We start from the raw sequence: 15,065 nt of genomic DNA on the forward strand, positions 1-15,065 counted from the left end.
GCGCAGCGCAGGTGGAGAAAATAGATGAGCGACGAACTGAAAAATAAAAGCGGCAAGGTCAAAGTGATGTATGTCCGCAGTGATGATGATTCTGACAAACGTACCCATAACCCGCGTACCGGGAAAGGGGGCGGTCGTCCAGGAAAATCTCGTGTTGACGGCCGCAGCCGCCCTGCGCGCGATGAACGTAACAGCCGCGGCGACGATCGCAAACGCGATGACCGCAAGCGTAATGATTTTAATCGTGACGATGCTTCCCCGTGGCGTACCGTTTCCCGCGCCCCTGGCGATGAGACGCCGGTAAAAGAAGATCACGGCGGGATTAGCGGTAAAAGCTTTATCGATCCGGAAGTGCTGCGTCGCCAGCGCGCGGAAGAAACCCGCGTTTACGGTGAAAATGCCTGCCAGGCGCTGTTCCAGAGCCGCCCGGAGGCCATCGTTCGCGCCTGGTTTATCCAGAGCGTAACGCCGCGCTTTAAAGAAGCGCTGCGCTGGATGGCGGCCAACCGTAAGGCCTATCACGTGGTCGATGAAGCCGAGCTGACGAAAGCTTCCGGCACCGAACACCACGGCGGCGTGTGCTTCCTGATCAAAAAGCGTCATGGTACTTCCGTTGCCCAGTGGGTGGCGAAGGCGAGCGCCGAAGATTGCGTACTGGCGCTGGAAGATGTCGGCAACCCGCACAACCTCGGCGCGATTATGCGTAGCTGCGCGCACTTCGGCGTGAAGGGCGTTGTGGTGCAGGATGCCGGCGTGCTGGAATCCGGTGCGGCAATCCGTACGGCGGAAGGCGGCGCGGAACATGTCGAACCGATCACCGGCGATAGCTTCATCGATACTCTGACGCAATTCCGTCAGGCCGGTTATGCCATTGTGTCGACCTCCAGCCATGACGGCACCCCGCTGTTTAAAGCTGAGCTGCCGAAGAAAATGGTACTGGTGTTAGGTCAGGAGCGCGATGGTCTGTCCGATGCGGCGATTTCCAGCGCGGATCTCAGCGTCGCCATTGACGGTACCGGTAATGTCGAAAGCCTCAACGTTTCCGTTGCTACCGGCGTACTGCTGGCGGAATGGTGGCGTCAGAACAAGGCATAATACCTGCCTCTGAATGCGAAAAAGCCAGCGAATGCTGGCTTTTTTTATTGCTACAGGTTATTCGCTTTCTGCCGGAAGCACTGGCACCCAGTCGATTGGCGCTTCGCCGCGTTCGGCCAGCCACTGGTTGGTTTGCACAAAGTGGTTGCTGCCGAAGAAACCGCGGTGTGCCGACAGCGGCGACGGGTGCGGCGCTTTCAGTACGCAGTGGCGTTGGCGATCGATAATGGCGCCTTTCTTCTGTGCATGCGCCCCCCACAACAGAAATACCACCCCTTCGCAATGTTGGTTAATCAGCGCAATAACCCTATCCGTGAACGTTTCCCAGCCGAGGCTGGCATGCGAATGCGCCTGACCGGCGCGCACCGTCAATACGGTATTGAGCAACAGAACGCCCTGACGCGCCCAGCTTTCCAGATAACCATGTGCCGGGCGCTCAAAGCCGGGGATTGTGCCTTCCAGCTCTTTATACATGTTCAGTAGCGACGGTGGGATGGGTATTCCCGGCAGGACCGAGAAAGCCAGGCCGTGCGCCTGCCCTGGGCCGTGGTAGGGATCCTGTCCCAAAATGACCACTTTAACCTCACCCAGTTCGGTATAACGAAAGGCGTTAAAGACATCTTTTTGCGGCGGATAGATGGTCATGCCGGACTGGCGCTCTTCAGCGACGGTCTTCAGGGTGTTTAGAAAATAGGGCTGCTGTTTCTCTTCCGCCAGCACGTCGTGCCAGGTCAATGGGGTGGTCATCCTGCTCTCCTGCAAAGTGTCATGCGTATAGCTTAACTGCTTCTTTCTGCATAACAAAATTACGACGTCATTCCTGCGCGCTTACACATAAAAAAAGTTGAAAATTTACAATATTTTTTGGTTGATTCTGTTGGCGTAACTTGATGTAAAACAATAATATCCCCATATACCCACTTTGAGTGAGTGGTTTTTATTGATTTAAATCAATGAATGCCGGGTGAGCGACTGATATATATACACTCATACAACAATGGTTTTACCAATTGGCCGGAGATGGCCAATCAAAACGAATATACATTGCCTAAGGGAGGCATCACATGATTACTGGTATCCAAATTACTAAAGCGGCAAACGACGACCTGCTGAACTCTTTCTGGCTGTTGGATAGCGAAAAAGGTGAAGCACGCTGCCTGTGCGCAAAAGCGGGTTTTGCAGAAGATGATGTTGTTGCGGTCAGCAAACTGGGTGAAATCGAATACCGTGAAATCCCGGTAGATGTAAAACCGGAAGTCCGTGTGGAAGGCGGTCAGCATCTGAACGTCAACGTGCTGCGTCGTGAAACCCTGATGGACGCGGTCGAACATCCGGAAAAATACCCGCAGCTGACCATTCGTGTTTCCGGCTATGCGGTACGCTTTAACTCCCTGACTCCGGAACAGCAGCGCGACGTTATCGCTCGTACCTTTACCGAAAGCCTGTAAGGCTTAAGCCAGATGTGAAAACGCCGGGATATCCCGGCGTTTTTTTTACTCTTCGTTGGACGTTGACGGCGTCCCGGCAGCACTTGGTTTACGACGCTTACCGATATTTTTAGTATCACGGTGGCGTTTCTTCACCCGCGGTTTTTCTTTTTCTTTCTCTTTTTTCTCGGCGCGTTTCGCCAACACTTTTTTCGATGGCTTACCGGTTAGCTTCTCGCTCGGCGCGCGGGTTTTCGGGCGCAGATCATCGATCACGCGGGCTTTCAGCGGCTCTTCAACGTAGCGGCCGATTTTGCCCAGCAGCAGGTGGTCGTGCGCTTCAACCAGTGAAATCGCGGTGCCTTTTTTACCGGCGCGCCCGGTACGACCGATACGATGCAGATAGATATCGGCGGTACGCGGCATGTCGAAGTTAAAGACGTGGCTGACATCAGGGATGTCAATGCCGCGTGCGGCGACGTCGGTGGCTATCAGTACGTTGACGCGACCGTCGGTCAGGCGTTTAATCGCTTCGTTACGTTTGATCTGCACCATCTCGCCTTCCAACCAGCAGGTGGTGATCCCGGCTTCATGCAGCTTCGCGGCCAGTTCATGAACGCGCTCGCGTTTACGTACAAAGACGATAGAGCGGGTCGCTTCCGGCTGTTTCAGCAGATTAACCAGCAGCGCGGTTTTGTGCTCGATATCATCGGCGCGATAGTACCACTGGTGAATTTTTTTACGCTCGCGGGTCGATGGGTTCGCGGAAACTTCCACGGGTTCTTCCAGCAGGCGTTCGGCAAAATCTTTGATCGCGTCGCCTTCCAGCGTGGCGGAGAACAGCATGGTCTGTTTGCGCCAGCGGGTTTCACCGGCGATGGTTTCGATATCCTGGGCAAAGCCCATGTCCAGCATACGGTCCGCTTCATCAAGGATCAGCGTTTCAACCGCGCGACAGTCGAAGTTCTCTTCTTTAATATACTGCAGCAGGCGACCGGTGGTGGCGACCACGATATCCTGGTTTTCGCTGAACACTTCCGCGTGGTTCATATACGCAACGCCGCCGGTAATGGTGGCAATATCCAGATGGGTATGCTTCGCCAGCTCACGGGCGTGGTCAGCGACCTGCATCGCCAGCTCACGGGTCGGCGTCAGGATGAGAATACGCGGCGGCCCCGATTTCTTACGCGGGAAATCAAGCAGATGCTGCAACGCTGGCAGCAAATATGCCGCAGTTTTACCGGTGCCTGTCGGGGCAGAACCGAGAATATCACGGCCATCAAGCGCAGGCGGAATAGCGGCGGCCTGAATGGCTGTCGGGCGTGTGAAACCTTTATCCTGGAGCGCTTCCAGCAGGTTTTCGTCGAGTTCAAGTTCGGAAAAAGTCGTTACAGTCATGTTCTACCTCTGAGTGGGCCGCCGATTATAGACGTTACTGACGTAATGTTCATCTGTTTGTAAGGCTATCTGTTCTCCGGTATTGTGCATAGCCTTAAGCACAGGAGTTTTTGCCAGCAAGGTTTTTGAGGATGTCTCAGTCGAAGTTTGCGCTGCCGCGTAATGGTTTTACCTTTAAACAATTTTTCGTCGCCCACGATCGCTGCGCAATGAAAGTCGGTACTGACGGCATTCTGCTTGGTGCCTGGGCGCCGATTGCTCAGGTGAAGCACGTGCTGGATATCGGCTCCGGTAGTGGCTTGTTGGCATTAATGTTAGCCCAGCGCACCGCGGAATCGGTACTGCTTGATGCGGTTGAACTTGATGAAGAGGCTGCCGCGCAGGCGCGGGAAAACGTAGCGGCCAGCGACTGGGCTGCGCGCATTGCGGTGTTTCAGGCGCCGATCCAGCAGTGGCAACCGCAGCCGCTGCGGCGTTATGAGCTTATCGTCAGCAATCCGCCGTTTTTTGCCGAGGGCGTACCTTGCGCGACATCGCAGCGCGAACAGGCGCGCTATACGACCTCGCTTGATCATACGACGCTGCTCGCCTGCGCGGCGGATCTGATTACCGAAGAGGGATTTTTCTGCGTAGTGCTGCCGGTGGATATTGGCAATGCATTTGTCGATAGAGCGAAAGCGATGGGGTGGCATCTGCGGCTGCGTACCGATGTAGCGGAAACGGAATTGCGTCCGCCGCATCGCGTATTGCTGGCATTCTCGCCCAGCGCCGGAGAGTGTTTCAGCGACCGGCTGGTGGTTCGCGGGCCAGAACAGCAGTATTCCGAAGGTTTTACTGCGCTGACCCGCGACTTTTATCTCTTTATGTGAGTCAGCGGCGAGAGCACCGACGGGCCGCTGTCGGCCTGCATTTCCGGGTAGTCGAGCGTATAGTGCAGGCCGCGGCTCTCTTTGCGCTGCATGGCGCAGCGCACGATGAGTTCGGCGACCTGCACCAGATTGCGCAGTTCAAGTAAATTGTTAGAAACGCGGAAGCGCGCGTAATATTCATCCAACTCCTGCTGTAGCATGGTAATGCGGCGCAGGGCGCGCTCCAGGCGGCGGGTCGTACGGACAATGCCGACATAATCCCACATCAGCAGGCGCAGCTCGTGCCAGTTATGCTGAATCACCACCAGTTCATCCGGAATCTCAACCTGGCTTTCATCCCAGGGCGGAAGCTGTTCCGCTGATTGCGCCAGCGGCAAGCGTTTAGCAATGTCCTCTGCCGCCGACCAGCCGTAAACCAGGCACTCCAGCAGTGAGTTTGAGGCCATGCGGTTAGCGCCATGCAGCCCGGTGTAGCTGACTTCGCCGATGGCGTACAGGCCGTCGACGTCAGTACGCCCATGATCATCAACCATGACGCCGCCGCAGGTGTAATGAGCCGCAGGCACGATTGGCACCGGCTCTTTGGTTAAATCGATACCCAGCCCGAGCAGTTTTTCGTAGATCATCGGGAAATGCTGGCGAATAAACGCTTCGGGTTTATGGCTGATATCGAGATACATACAGTCGACGCCGAGACGTTTCATCTCATGGTCGATGGCGCGGGCGACAATATCACGCGGAGCCAGTTCGCCGCGTTCGTCGAAGTCCGGCATGAATCGGCTGCCGTCAGGGCGTTTCAGCAACGCGCCTTCGCCGCGCAGCGCTTCCGTTAACAGAAAATTCCGCGCCTGCGGGTGATACAGCGCGGTAGGGTGGAACTGGTTAAATTCGAGGTTTGCCACGCGACATCCCGCACGCCAGGCCATGGCGATGCCATCGCCGGAGGAGACATCAGGGTTGGTGGTGTATTGATAAACCTTGGCGGCGCCGCCGGTAGCAAGTACCACGGACTTCGCGCTACAGGTTTCCACCTTTTCTTTATTACGATTCCAGATCCACGCGCCGACTACCCGGCGAGTGCCTGGTAAACCAACCCTATCGGAGATAATCAGATCGACTGCGTTACTGCGTTCCAGAATAGTGATATTCGGATGCGCCAGCGCTTTGCCAACCAATGTTGTCTCGACCTCTTTACCAGTGGCATCGGCGGCGTGCAGGATCCGCCGGTGGCTATGGCCGCCTTCGCGGGTCAGGTGATAGCTCTCTTCACCATTGGCCTGAACCTGGGTATCAAATAGTACACCTTGATCGATAAGCCACTGCACACAGGGTTTGGCGTTGCTGGCGACGAACGAAACGGCGCGGCGATCACAAAGGCCCGCCCCGGCGATCAGCGTATCTTCGACGTGAGACTCGATGCTGTCGGTTTCATCGAAAACGGCGGCAATGCCCCCTTGGGCATAGAAGGTCGAGCCTTCGCTAACCGGGCCTTTACTCAGTACGGCGACCGAGTGGCGCTCCGCCAGACGCAGCGCCAGGGACAACCCGGCTGCGCCGCTGCCAATAATTAATACATCACAGGAAAAATCAGGAGTCGTCTTCATTGTCTTTGTTTAATGTACTAAACACAATATTGCCACGATAGCACCTGTTGGGGCTAAATCGTACAATTATTTTCTATTTCAGTTGTGCGGGCTAAACAAATTTATCGGTGAAGGTGATATGTAAATGAAAGAAAATATTTGCGAAGCAGGTCGTTAGCTTCAGATTTTATAGTGAAAAATAAGTTGGGTTACGTTACCCTTCAGGCGGGCCTTGCGCTTTTTCTTCATTAGCTTACCTGGCGTTGAACAACGGGACTTATAATGAGAGATAACAATCAGTCCACCGTTGTCAGACAAAAATCAAAAGCGTAACGGAACTTTATTGTGTTCAGACACTCCAAACGTCTGCTTGCTCATAATGCAGTACTTGGGTGGTGTTCTGAATACGCATGGGAATTGGGTTTGGGGAGACATTACCTCGGATGAGCGAGCAGTTAACGGATCAGGTCCTCGTTGAACGGGTCCAAAAAGGAGATCAGAAAGCGTTTAACCTACTGGTAGTGCGCTATCAGCATAAGGTCGCCAGTCTGGTCTCCCGCTATGTGCCGCCGGGCGATATCGCTGACGTTGTTCAGGAATCGTTCGTGAAGGCATGGCGTGCGCTGGATTCTTTCCGGGGGGATAGCGCTTTTTATACCTGGTTGTATCGTATCGCCGTGAATACGGCAAAGAATTATCTGGTTGCTCAGGGACGCCGTCCGCCATCCAGCGATGTTGACGCCAACGAGGCGGAAAACTTCGAAAGCGGCGGGGCATTGAAAGAAATTTCGAACCCTGAGAACTTAATGTTGTCAGAAGAGCTGAGACAAATAGTTTTTCGTACCATTGAATCGCTTCCGGAAGATTTACGCATGGCAATTACGTTGCGGGAGCTGGATGGCCTGAGCTATGAAGAAATCGCCGCCATCATGGATTGTCCGGTAGGCACGGTACGTTCGCGTATCTTCCGGGCACGAGAAGCTATTGATAATAAAGTTCAACCGCTAATCAGGCGTTGACGATAGCGGAATACTGGAAAAGGGTATCAGGCATGCAGAAAGAAAAACTTTCGGCCTTAATGGATGGTGAAACGCTGGATAACGAGCTGCTCAATGAGCTGAGTCGTTCTTCTGAAATGCAAAAAACCTGGGAGAGCTACCATCTCATCCGCGATACGCTGCGAGGCGACACCGCTGAGATGCTCCAATTTGACATCTCATCCCGCGTGATGGCCGCCATCGAGAACGAACCTGTTCGTCAGGTCGCGCCGCTTATTCCTGAATCTCAACCCGCTCCACACCAGTGGCGCCAAATGCCGTTCTGGCAAAAAGTGCGTCCGTGGGCCAGTTCGCTTACCCAAATGGGCGTGGCAGCGTGCGTTTCTCTGGCCGTGATCGTCGGCGTTCAGCAGTATAACGGGCATACGGATGCCTCCCAACAGCCGGAAGCGCCGGTGTTCAATACCATGCCGATGATGGGCAAAGCCAGCCCGGTTAGCCTGGGCGTTCCGGCAGATGCCTCAGCCGGCAGCGGCCAGCAGGCGCAGGTTCAGGAGCAACGTCGTCGTATTAATGCTATGCTGCAGGACTATGAATTGCAGCGTCGCCTGCACGCTGAGCAGCTTCAGTTTGGCCAGGCCCAGACTCAGCAAGCCGCTGTTCAGGTGCCGGGTTATCAAACATTAGGAACGCAATCGCAGTAATGAAGCAACTTTGGTGTGCCATGTCGCTCATGGCAGGCAGCCTGTTCTTCTCCGCCAACGCCTCGGCTGATACATCGTCCGGGGCGTTGTTGCAGCAGATGAACCTGGCCAGCCAGTCTCTCAATTACGAGCTGTCTTTCGTCAGTATCAACAAACAGGGCGTTGAGTCGTTGCGTTATCGTCACGTGCGGCTGAACAACCAGCCTCTTGCCCAGCTACTGCAACTTGACGGCCCTCGTCGGGAAGTCGTGTTGCGCGGTACTGAAATCAGCTACTTCGAACCCGGTCTCGATCCGTTCACCTTGAACGGCGACTATATCGTCGATTCTCTGCCTTCCCTGGTCTATACCGATTTCAAGAAGTTGGCCGCCTATTACGATTTCATCTCCGTAGGCCGTACGCGTATTGCCGATCGCCTGTGCGATGTCGTGCGTGTGGTTGCCCGCGACGGTACGCGCTATAGCTATATCGCGTGGTTGGATGCCGAGACCAAGCTGCCGCTGCGTGTCGACTTGCTCGATCGCGATGGCGAAACGCTGGAACAGTTCCGGGTGGTCTCGTTCAATATCGGCGATAACGTGAGCTCAAGTATGGAAGCGCTGTCGAAAGCCAGCCTGCCGCCGCAGCTGTCGGTCCCTGAAAGCGGTAATAAAGCCAACTTCAACTGGGCGCCTACCTGGCTGCCGCAGGGGGTAACGGAAGTGTCCAGCAGCCAGCGTCGCTTACCGACCTTCGACGGCCCGGTAGAGTCGCGTCTCTATTCCGATGGCCTGTTCAGTTTCTCCGTCAATGTTAACCGCGCGACGGCAAACAGTAGCGAACAGCTGCTGCGCACCGGTCGCCGCACCGTCAGTACCTCGGTACGCGATAACGCTGAAATCTCAGTGGTTGGCGAATTACCGCCGCAGACGGCGAAACGTATTTCTGACAGCATTAAGTTCAGGGCGGCGCCATGATCAAAGAGTGGGCGACCGTCATCTCCTGGCACGACGGCATGGCGCAGGTTCACTGCGACGTTAAAGCTTCCTGCAGCAGTTGCGCTTCGCGTGCCGGCTGCGGTAGCCGGGTGCTGAACAAACTGGGGCCGCAAACCAGCCATACCATTAGCGTTCCTTGCGACCAACCATTGGCTGCCGGGCAAAAAGTGGAGTTGGGTATTGCCGAAAGCAGTCTGCTGGGGTCGGCGATGCTGGTCTATATGGCGCCGCTGCTGGGATTGTTTGTGATGGCGTCGATTTTCCAGGTGCTGTTTGCCAGCGATATCGCTTCTCTGTGCGGCGCGGTGCTTGGCGGCGTCGGCGGGTTCCTGGTCGCGCGCGGCCTGTCGCCGCAGTTGGCTGCTCGCCAGTCGTGGCAGCCGGTGATTTTAAGCGTCGGTTTACCGCCAGATTTGCTGCGCGTCGAAACGCCTTCCTCAAGCGTGGGGCAGTGATTTCACTGGCCCTCATCTTTATTTACTCTTCCTGTCACAACGCCACAATTTCTGCCGTTATGCTGGATCTAACAGCATTTCCTGGTTTCGCGGATGTAGTGTAGAATGCGGCGTTTTCGGATTAAAAAACGTCAGGCACAGAACAGCGGCCTCATGAGACTCGTAAGGCATAATTAACTCTAAATATGAAGAATATACGTAACTTTTCGATCATCGCTCACATCGACCACGGTAAGTCGACGCTGTCTGACCGTATCATCCAGATTTGCGGTGGCCTTTCTGATCGCGAAATGGCGGCCCAGGTACTGGACTCCATGGAGCTTGAACGTGAGCGCGGCATTACCATCAAGGCGCAGAGCGTCACCCTGGATTATAAAGCCAGCGATGGTGAAACTTATCAGCTCAACTTTATCGACACCCCGGGCCACGTTGACTTCTCCTATGAAGTATCCCGTTCCCTGGCGGCGTGCGAAGGCGCGTTGCTGGTGGTTGACGCCGGGCAGGGCGTAGAAGCTCAGACCCTGGCGAACTGCTATACCGCAATGGAAATGGACCTGGAAGTCGTGCCGGTTCTCAACAAAATCGACCTGCCTGCGGCCGACCCTGAGCGCGTAGCGGATGAAATTGAAGACATCGTCGGTATCGACGCCCACGATGCGGTGCGTTGCTCGGCGAAAACCGGCGTTGGCGTTCCTGACGTGCTGGAGCGCCTGGTGCGCGATATTCCGCCGCCGGAAGGCGATCCGGATGCGCCGCTGCAGGCGCTGATTATCGACTCCTGGTTCGATAACTACTTAGGCGTGGTATCGCTGGTACGTATTAAGAACGGTACCATGCGTAAAGGCGACAAAATTAAGGTGATGAGCACCGGTCAGGTCTATAACGCCGACCGCCTGGGCATCTTCACCCCGAAACAGGTTGACCGTACCGAGCTGAAATGCGGCGAGGTAGGTTGGCTGGTGTGCGCTATTAAAGACATCCTCGGCGCGCCGGTGGGCGATACCCTGACCGCCGCGCGTAATCCGGCGGATAAAGCGCTGCCGGGCTTCAAAAAAGTGAAGCCGCAGGTTTACGCCGGTCTGTTCCCGGTGAGCTCCGATGACTACGAAAACTTCCGCGATGCTTTGGGCAAACTGAGCCTGAACGATGCTTCCCTGTTCTATGAGCCGGAGAGCTCGACAGCGCTGGGCTTCGGTTTCCGCTGCGGCTTCCTTGGCCTGCTGCACATGGAAATTATTCAGGAACGTCTGGAGCGTGAATACGATCTTGACCTGATTACCACCGCGCCGACGGTTGTCTACGAAGTAGAAACCACCTCGAAAGAGGTTATCTACGTCGACAGCCCGTCCAAGCTGCCGCCGCTGAATAATATTCAGGAACTGCGCGAGCCAATCGCTGAATGCCACATGCTGCTGCCGCAGGAGTTCCTCGGCAACGTGATCACCCTGTGCATCGAGAAACGCGGCGTGCAGACCAACATGGTTTACCACGGTAAGCAGGTTGCGTTGACCTACGAAATCCCGATGGCGGAAGTGGTCCTCGATTTCTTCGACCGTCTGAAGTCTACCTCCCGCGGCTATGCGTCGCTGGATTACAACTTCAAACGCTTCCAGGCCTCTAACATGGTGCGCGTTGATGTGCTGATCAACGGCGATCGCGTCGATGCGCTGGCGCTGATCACTCACAACGATAACGCCCCGTACCGCGGTCGCGAGCTGGTTGAGAAGATGAAAGAGCTGATCCCGCGTCAGCAGTTCGATATCGCGATTCAGGCAGCTATCGGCAACCACATCATCGCGCGCTCTACCGTGAAACAGCTGCGTAAAAACGTCCTGGCGAAATGCTACGGCGGTGACGTCAGTCGTAAGAAAAAACTGCTGCAGAAGCAGAAAGACGGTAAAAAACGTATGAAGCAGGTCGGTAACGTAGAACTGCCGCAGGAAGCGTTCCTCGCCATTCTGCACGTTGGTAAAGACGGCAAATAACCTAAGGAGTTGGCATGGCGAACATGTTTGCCCTGATTCTGGTCATTGCGACCCTCGTGACGGGGCTGTTGTGGTGTCTGGATAAGTTCGTATTCGCACCAAAACGTCGTGAACGTCAGGCCGCTGCTCAGGCAGCGACCGGCGAGCAACTGGACAAGAAAACGCTGAAGAAAGTTGGCCCGAAGCCGGGCTGGCTGGAAACCGGCGCTTCGGTCTTTCCGGTGCTGGCGATCGTGCTGATTGTGCGTTCGTTTATCTATGAACCTTTCCAGATCCCGTCAGGTTCGATGATGCCGACCCTGCTGATTGGCGATTTCATCCTGGTGGAGAAGTTCGCCTATGGCATTAAAGACCCTATCTACCAGAAAACGCTGATCGAAACCGGTCATCCGAAGCGCGGCGATATCGTGGTCTTCAAGTATCCGGAAGATCCGCGTCTTGATTACATCAAGCGTGCGGTCGGTCTGCCGGGCGATAAGGTTACTTACGATCCGGTTGCCAAACAGGTCACTATCGAGCCAGGCTGCGCATCAGGCCAGGCCTGCGGCAACGCACTGCCGGTAACCTATTCTAACGTGGAACCGAGCGATTTCGTGCAGACTTTCTCCCGCAGCAACGGCGGCGAAGCAACCAGCGGCTTCTGGCAGCTGCCGAAAGGCGAAACCAAAGCTGACGGCATTCGTCTAACCGAGCGCAAAGAGACGCTGGGCGAAGTGACACACCGTATTCTGACGGTGCCAATCGCGCAGGATCAGGTTGGTATGTATTACCGTCAGTCCGGGCAGCCTCTGGCGACCTGGGTCGTTCCGCCGGGAGAATACTTCATGATGGGCGACAACCGCGATAACAGCGCTGATAGCCGTTATTGGGGCTTTGTGCCGGAAGCGAACCTGGTGGGTAAAGCAACGGCTATCTGGATGAGCTTCGAGAAACAGGAAGGTGAGTGGCCAACCGGCGTACGTTTATCGCGCATTGGCGGCATTCATTAATTCCCTGCCTTCATTCACGCTGCCGATGCAATAACGGCAGCGTGAATTATTTAAAATTTAAATCCATTCAAACTAACGACATCCCTTGTCGTTGCGTATAGAATATCCCCCCGAAGTTTTTGGTTGTCTCTCGAAAGAGTGACACTGCACACGAAAGCGCGTTGGTTAATTTCTACCCTTATATATCAAGGGTATGTATTCTCAGGTCGGTTTCGTGTGCTGCATCTTTGACGCATTCATTTATTGGTAACGCATGAACCCCATCGTAATTAATCGGCTTCAACGAAAGCTGGGCTACACTTTTGTTCATCAGGAGCTGTTGCAACAGGCATTAACTCACCGCAGTGCCAGCAGCAAACACAACGAGCGTCTCGAATTTTTAGGCGACTCTATTTTAAGTTTTGTGATCGCGAATGCGCTCTATCACCGTTTCCCTCGGGTTGATGAAGGTGATATGAGCCGTATGCGCGCGACGCTGGTACGCGGCAACACGCTGGCGGAAATCGCCCGCGAATTTGAACTGGGCGAGTGCCTGCGCCTTGGGCCGGGCGAGCTGAAAAGCGGCGGTTTCCGTCGCGAATCGATTCTGGCGGACACCGTTGAAGCCTTAATCGGCGGGGTTTTCCTCGACAGCGATATTCAGAACGTTGAACGCTTAATCCTCTCCTGGTACCAAACTCGTCTGGACGAAATCAGCCCGGGCGATAAGCAAAAGGATCCGAAGACGCGTCTGCAAGAGTATCTGCAGGGACGTCATCTGCCGCTGCCGTCCTACCTGGTGGTTCAGGTGCGCGGTGAAGCGCACGATCAGGAATTTACTATCCACTGCCAGGTCAGTGGCCTGAGTGAACCGGTGGTTGGCACAGGTTCCAGCCGTCGCAAGGCGGAGCAGGCTGCCGCCGAACAGGCGCTGAAAAAACTGGAGCTGGAATGAGCGAAGAAAAAAGTTATTGCGGATTTGTCGCCATCGTCGGCCGTCCGAACGTGGGTAAATCCACGCTGTTGAACAAGCTGCTCGGGCAGAAGATTTCGATCACCTCCCGCAAAGCGCAGACAACTCGTCACCGTATCGTCGGTATTCATACCGAAGGGCCATATCAGGCTATTTATGTTGATACCCCAGGCCTGCATATGGAAGAGAAGCGTGCGATTAACCGCTTGATGAACAAAGCGGCCAGCAGTTCGATTGGCGACGTTGAACTGGTCATCTTTGTGGTAGAAGGCACTCGCTGGACGCAAGATGACGAGATGGTGCTGAATAAGCTGCGCGACGCGCGTGCGCCGGTGATTCTGGCCGTCAACAAGGTTGATAACGTGCAGGAAAAAGCGGACCTGCTGCCGCACCTGCAGTTCCTCGCCAGCCAGATGAACTTCCTCGACATCGTACCGATCTCTGCGGAAACCGGCACCAATGTCGATACTATTGCGTCGATCGTACGTAAGCATCTGCCGGAAGCGATTCATCATTTCCCGGAAGATTACATCACTGACCGTTCCCAGCGCTTTATGGCTTCTGAAATTATCCGCGAGAAGCTGATGCGTTTCCTCGGCGCTGAACTGCCGTACTCCGTGACCGTGGAAATCGAACGTTTCGTTTCCAACGAACGCGGCGGCTACGACATCAACGGCTTGATCCTGGTCGAGCGCGAAGGGCAGAAGAAGATGGTGATTGGCAACAAAGGCGCCAAAATCAAAACCATCGGTATCGAAGCGCGCAAAGACATGCAGGACATGTTTGAAGCGCCGGTACACCTCGAACTGTGGGTAAAAGTGAAATCCGGCTGGGCCGATGACGAGCGTGCGCTGCGCAGTCTCGGTTACGTTGACGACCTCTGAGTTAACGCAACGTGGATGGATGGCAGCGTGCCTTTGTCCTGCATAGCCGACCGTGGAGCGAAACCAGCCTGATGCTGGACGTCTTCACGGAAGAGTCCGGTCGCGTGCGCCTGGTTGCCAAAGGCGCACGCTCCAAACGCTCTAATCTCAAGGGCGCCTTACAGCCTTTTACCCCCTTACTGGTTCGCTTCGGCGGCCGCGGCGAAGTGAAAACCCTTCGCAGCGCGGAAGCCGTTTCGCTGGCGTTGCCGCTCAGCGGCATCACACTCTACAGCGGTCTCTACGTTAACGAACTCATCTCCCGTGTGCTTGAGCACGAAACGCGCTTCTCCGAACTCTTTTTCGACTACCTGCACTGTATCCAGGCGCTCGCCGGCGCCAGTGGTTCACCGGAGCCCGCGCTGCGACGCTTTGAGCTGGCGCTGCTGGGGCATCTGGGCTATGGCGTTGATTTTCTTCACTGCGCCGGCAGCGGCGATCCGGTGGATGACACGATGACCTACCGCTATCGTGAAGAAAAAGGCTTTATCGCCAGCATGGTGATTGATAACAGCAGTTTTACCGGGCACCATTTGAAGGCGTTGGCTAGCCGCGAGTTTCCGGATATCGATACGCTGCGCGCCGCGAAGCGCTTTACCCGTATCGCCCTGAAGCCGTATCTTGGTGGGAAACCGCTCAAGAGCCGGGAATTGTTTCGCCAGTTTATGCCCGCGCGAAAGGTGCGGGCGGATAATACGAATAATGATTAA

At 55.2% G+C, this 15,065-nt stretch carries 15 protein-coding genes; 12 read left to right on the plus strand and 3 right to left on the minus strand.

What is annotated here, in order from left to right; genetic code table 11:
- Positions 1-24: 24 nt before the first annotated feature.
- On the plus strand, positions 25-1,095 hold the full coding sequence (locus PYR66_05870) for a tRNA/rRNA methyltransferase (protein ID WEF29242.1): 1,071 nt from the start codon (positions 25-27) through the stop codon (positions 1,093-1,095).
- A gap of 57 nt (positions 1,096-1,152) precedes the next feature.
- Here PYR66_05870 and ung read toward each other — a convergent pair whose 3' ends face one another.
- On the minus strand, positions 1,153-1,842 hold the full coding sequence (gene ung, locus PYR66_05875; protein WEF29243.1) for a uracil-DNA glycosylase: 690 nt from the start codon (positions 1,840-1,842) through the stop codon (positions 1,153-1,155).
- Positions 1,843-2,159: 317 nt separating this feature from the next.
- Between ung and grcA the strand changes: the two genes are divergently transcribed.
- Complete coding sequence (gene grcA / locus PYR66_05880) at positions 2,160-2,543, plus strand: autonomous glycyl radical cofactor GrcA (protein ID WEF29244.1); 384 nt, start codon at positions 2,160-2,162, stop codon at positions 2,541-2,543.
- Between the two features lie 45 nt (positions 2,544-2,588).
- On the opposite strand, the gene srmB is transcribed toward grcA, so the two are convergent.
- Complete coding sequence (srmB, locus tag PYR66_05885) at positions 2,589-3,920, minus strand: ATP-dependent RNA helicase SrmB (protein ID WEF29245.1); 1,332 nt, start codon at positions 3,918-3,920, stop codon at positions 2,589-2,591.
- Between the two features lie 131 nt (positions 3,921-4,051).
- Here srmB and PYR66_05890 point away from each other — a divergent pair, with 131 nt between their 5' ends.
- On the plus strand, positions 4,052-4,789 hold the full coding sequence (locus PYR66_05890) for a tRNA1(Val) (adenine(37)-N6)-methyltransferase (GenBank protein WEF29246.1): 738 nt from the start codon (positions 4,052-4,054) through the stop codon (positions 4,787-4,789).
- Here the strand turns inward: PYR66_05890 and nadB are convergent.
- On the minus strand, positions 4,774-6,393 hold the full coding sequence (gene nadB / locus PYR66_05895) for an L-aspartate oxidase (protein WEF29247.1): 1,620 nt from the start codon (positions 6,391-6,393) through the stop codon (positions 4,774-4,776). The two genes, PYR66_05890 and nadB, sit on opposite strands and share 16 nt — an antisense overlap.
- A 422-nt stretch (positions 6,394-6,815) precedes the next feature.
- Between nadB and rpoE the strand changes: the two genes are divergently transcribed.
- The 9 genes from rpoE to recO all read left to right on the plus strand — a co-directional run bounded on the left by rpoE (position 6,816) and on the right by recO (position 15,065).
- On the plus strand, positions 6,816-7,391 hold the full coding sequence (gene rpoE / locus PYR66_05900; protein WEF29248.1) for an RNA polymerase sigma factor RpoE: 576 nt from the start codon (positions 6,816-6,818) through the stop codon (positions 7,389-7,391).
- 32 nt (positions 7,392-7,423) lie between these two features.
- Positions 7,424-8,074: an anti-sigma-E factor RseA gene (gene rseA, locus PYR66_05905; GenBank protein WEF29249.1), complete on the plus strand. Its 651-nt coding sequence runs from the start codon at positions 7,424-7,426 to the stop codon at positions 8,072-8,074.
- On the plus strand, positions 8,074-9,030 hold the full coding sequence (gene rseB, locus PYR66_05910; GenBank protein ID WEF29250.1) for a sigma-E factor regulatory protein RseB: 957 nt from the start codon (positions 8,074-8,076) through the stop codon (positions 9,028-9,030). Before rseA ends, rseB begins: the two co-directional genes overlap by 1 nt.
- Positions 9,027-9,506 (plus strand): SoxR-reducing system protein RseC, encoded by a 480-nt coding sequence (gene rseC, locus PYR66_05915; protein WEF29251.1) that lies wholly within the window; start codon positions 9,027-9,029, stop codon positions 9,504-9,506. The genes rseB and rseC overlap by 4 nt, the downstream gene beginning before the upstream one ends.
- A 185-nt stretch (positions 9,507-9,691) precedes the next feature.
- The gene (gene lepA, locus PYR66_05920) at positions 9,692-11,491 is read left to right on the plus strand and encodes a translation elongation factor 4 (protein WEF29252.1); all 1,800 of its coding nucleotides are present in this window, start codon (positions 9,692-9,694) and stop codon (positions 11,489-11,491) included.
- A gap of 14 nt (positions 11,492-11,505) precedes the next feature.
- Entirely contained in the window at positions 11,506-12,480 is a 975-nt protein-coding gene (lepB, locus tag PYR66_05925) for a signal peptidase I (protein ID WEF29253.1), read from the plus strand.
- 253 nt (positions 12,481-12,733) lie between these two features.
- Complete coding sequence (gene rnc, locus PYR66_05930; protein ID WEF29254.1) at positions 12,734-13,414, plus strand: ribonuclease III; 681 nt, start codon at positions 12,734-12,736, stop codon at positions 13,412-13,414.
- Positions 13,411-14,316 (plus strand): GTPase Era, encoded by a 906-nt coding sequence (gene era, locus PYR66_05935; protein ID WEF29255.1) that lies wholly within the window; start codon positions 13,411-13,413, stop codon positions 14,314-14,316. The genes rnc and era overlap by 4 nt, the downstream gene beginning before the upstream one ends.
- Before the next feature lie 11 nt (positions 14,317-14,327).
- Complete coding sequence (gene recO, locus PYR66_05940; GenBank protein ID WEF29256.1) at positions 14,328-15,065, plus strand: DNA repair protein RecO; 738 nt, start codon at positions 14,328-14,330, stop codon at positions 15,063-15,065.

The sequence above is a fragment of the Klebsiella aerogenes genome (genome assembly GCA_029027985.1).
Classification (GTDB): Bacteria; Pseudomonadota; Gammaproteobacteria; order Enterobacterales; family Enterobacteriaceae; genus Klebsiella; species Klebsiella aerogenes_A.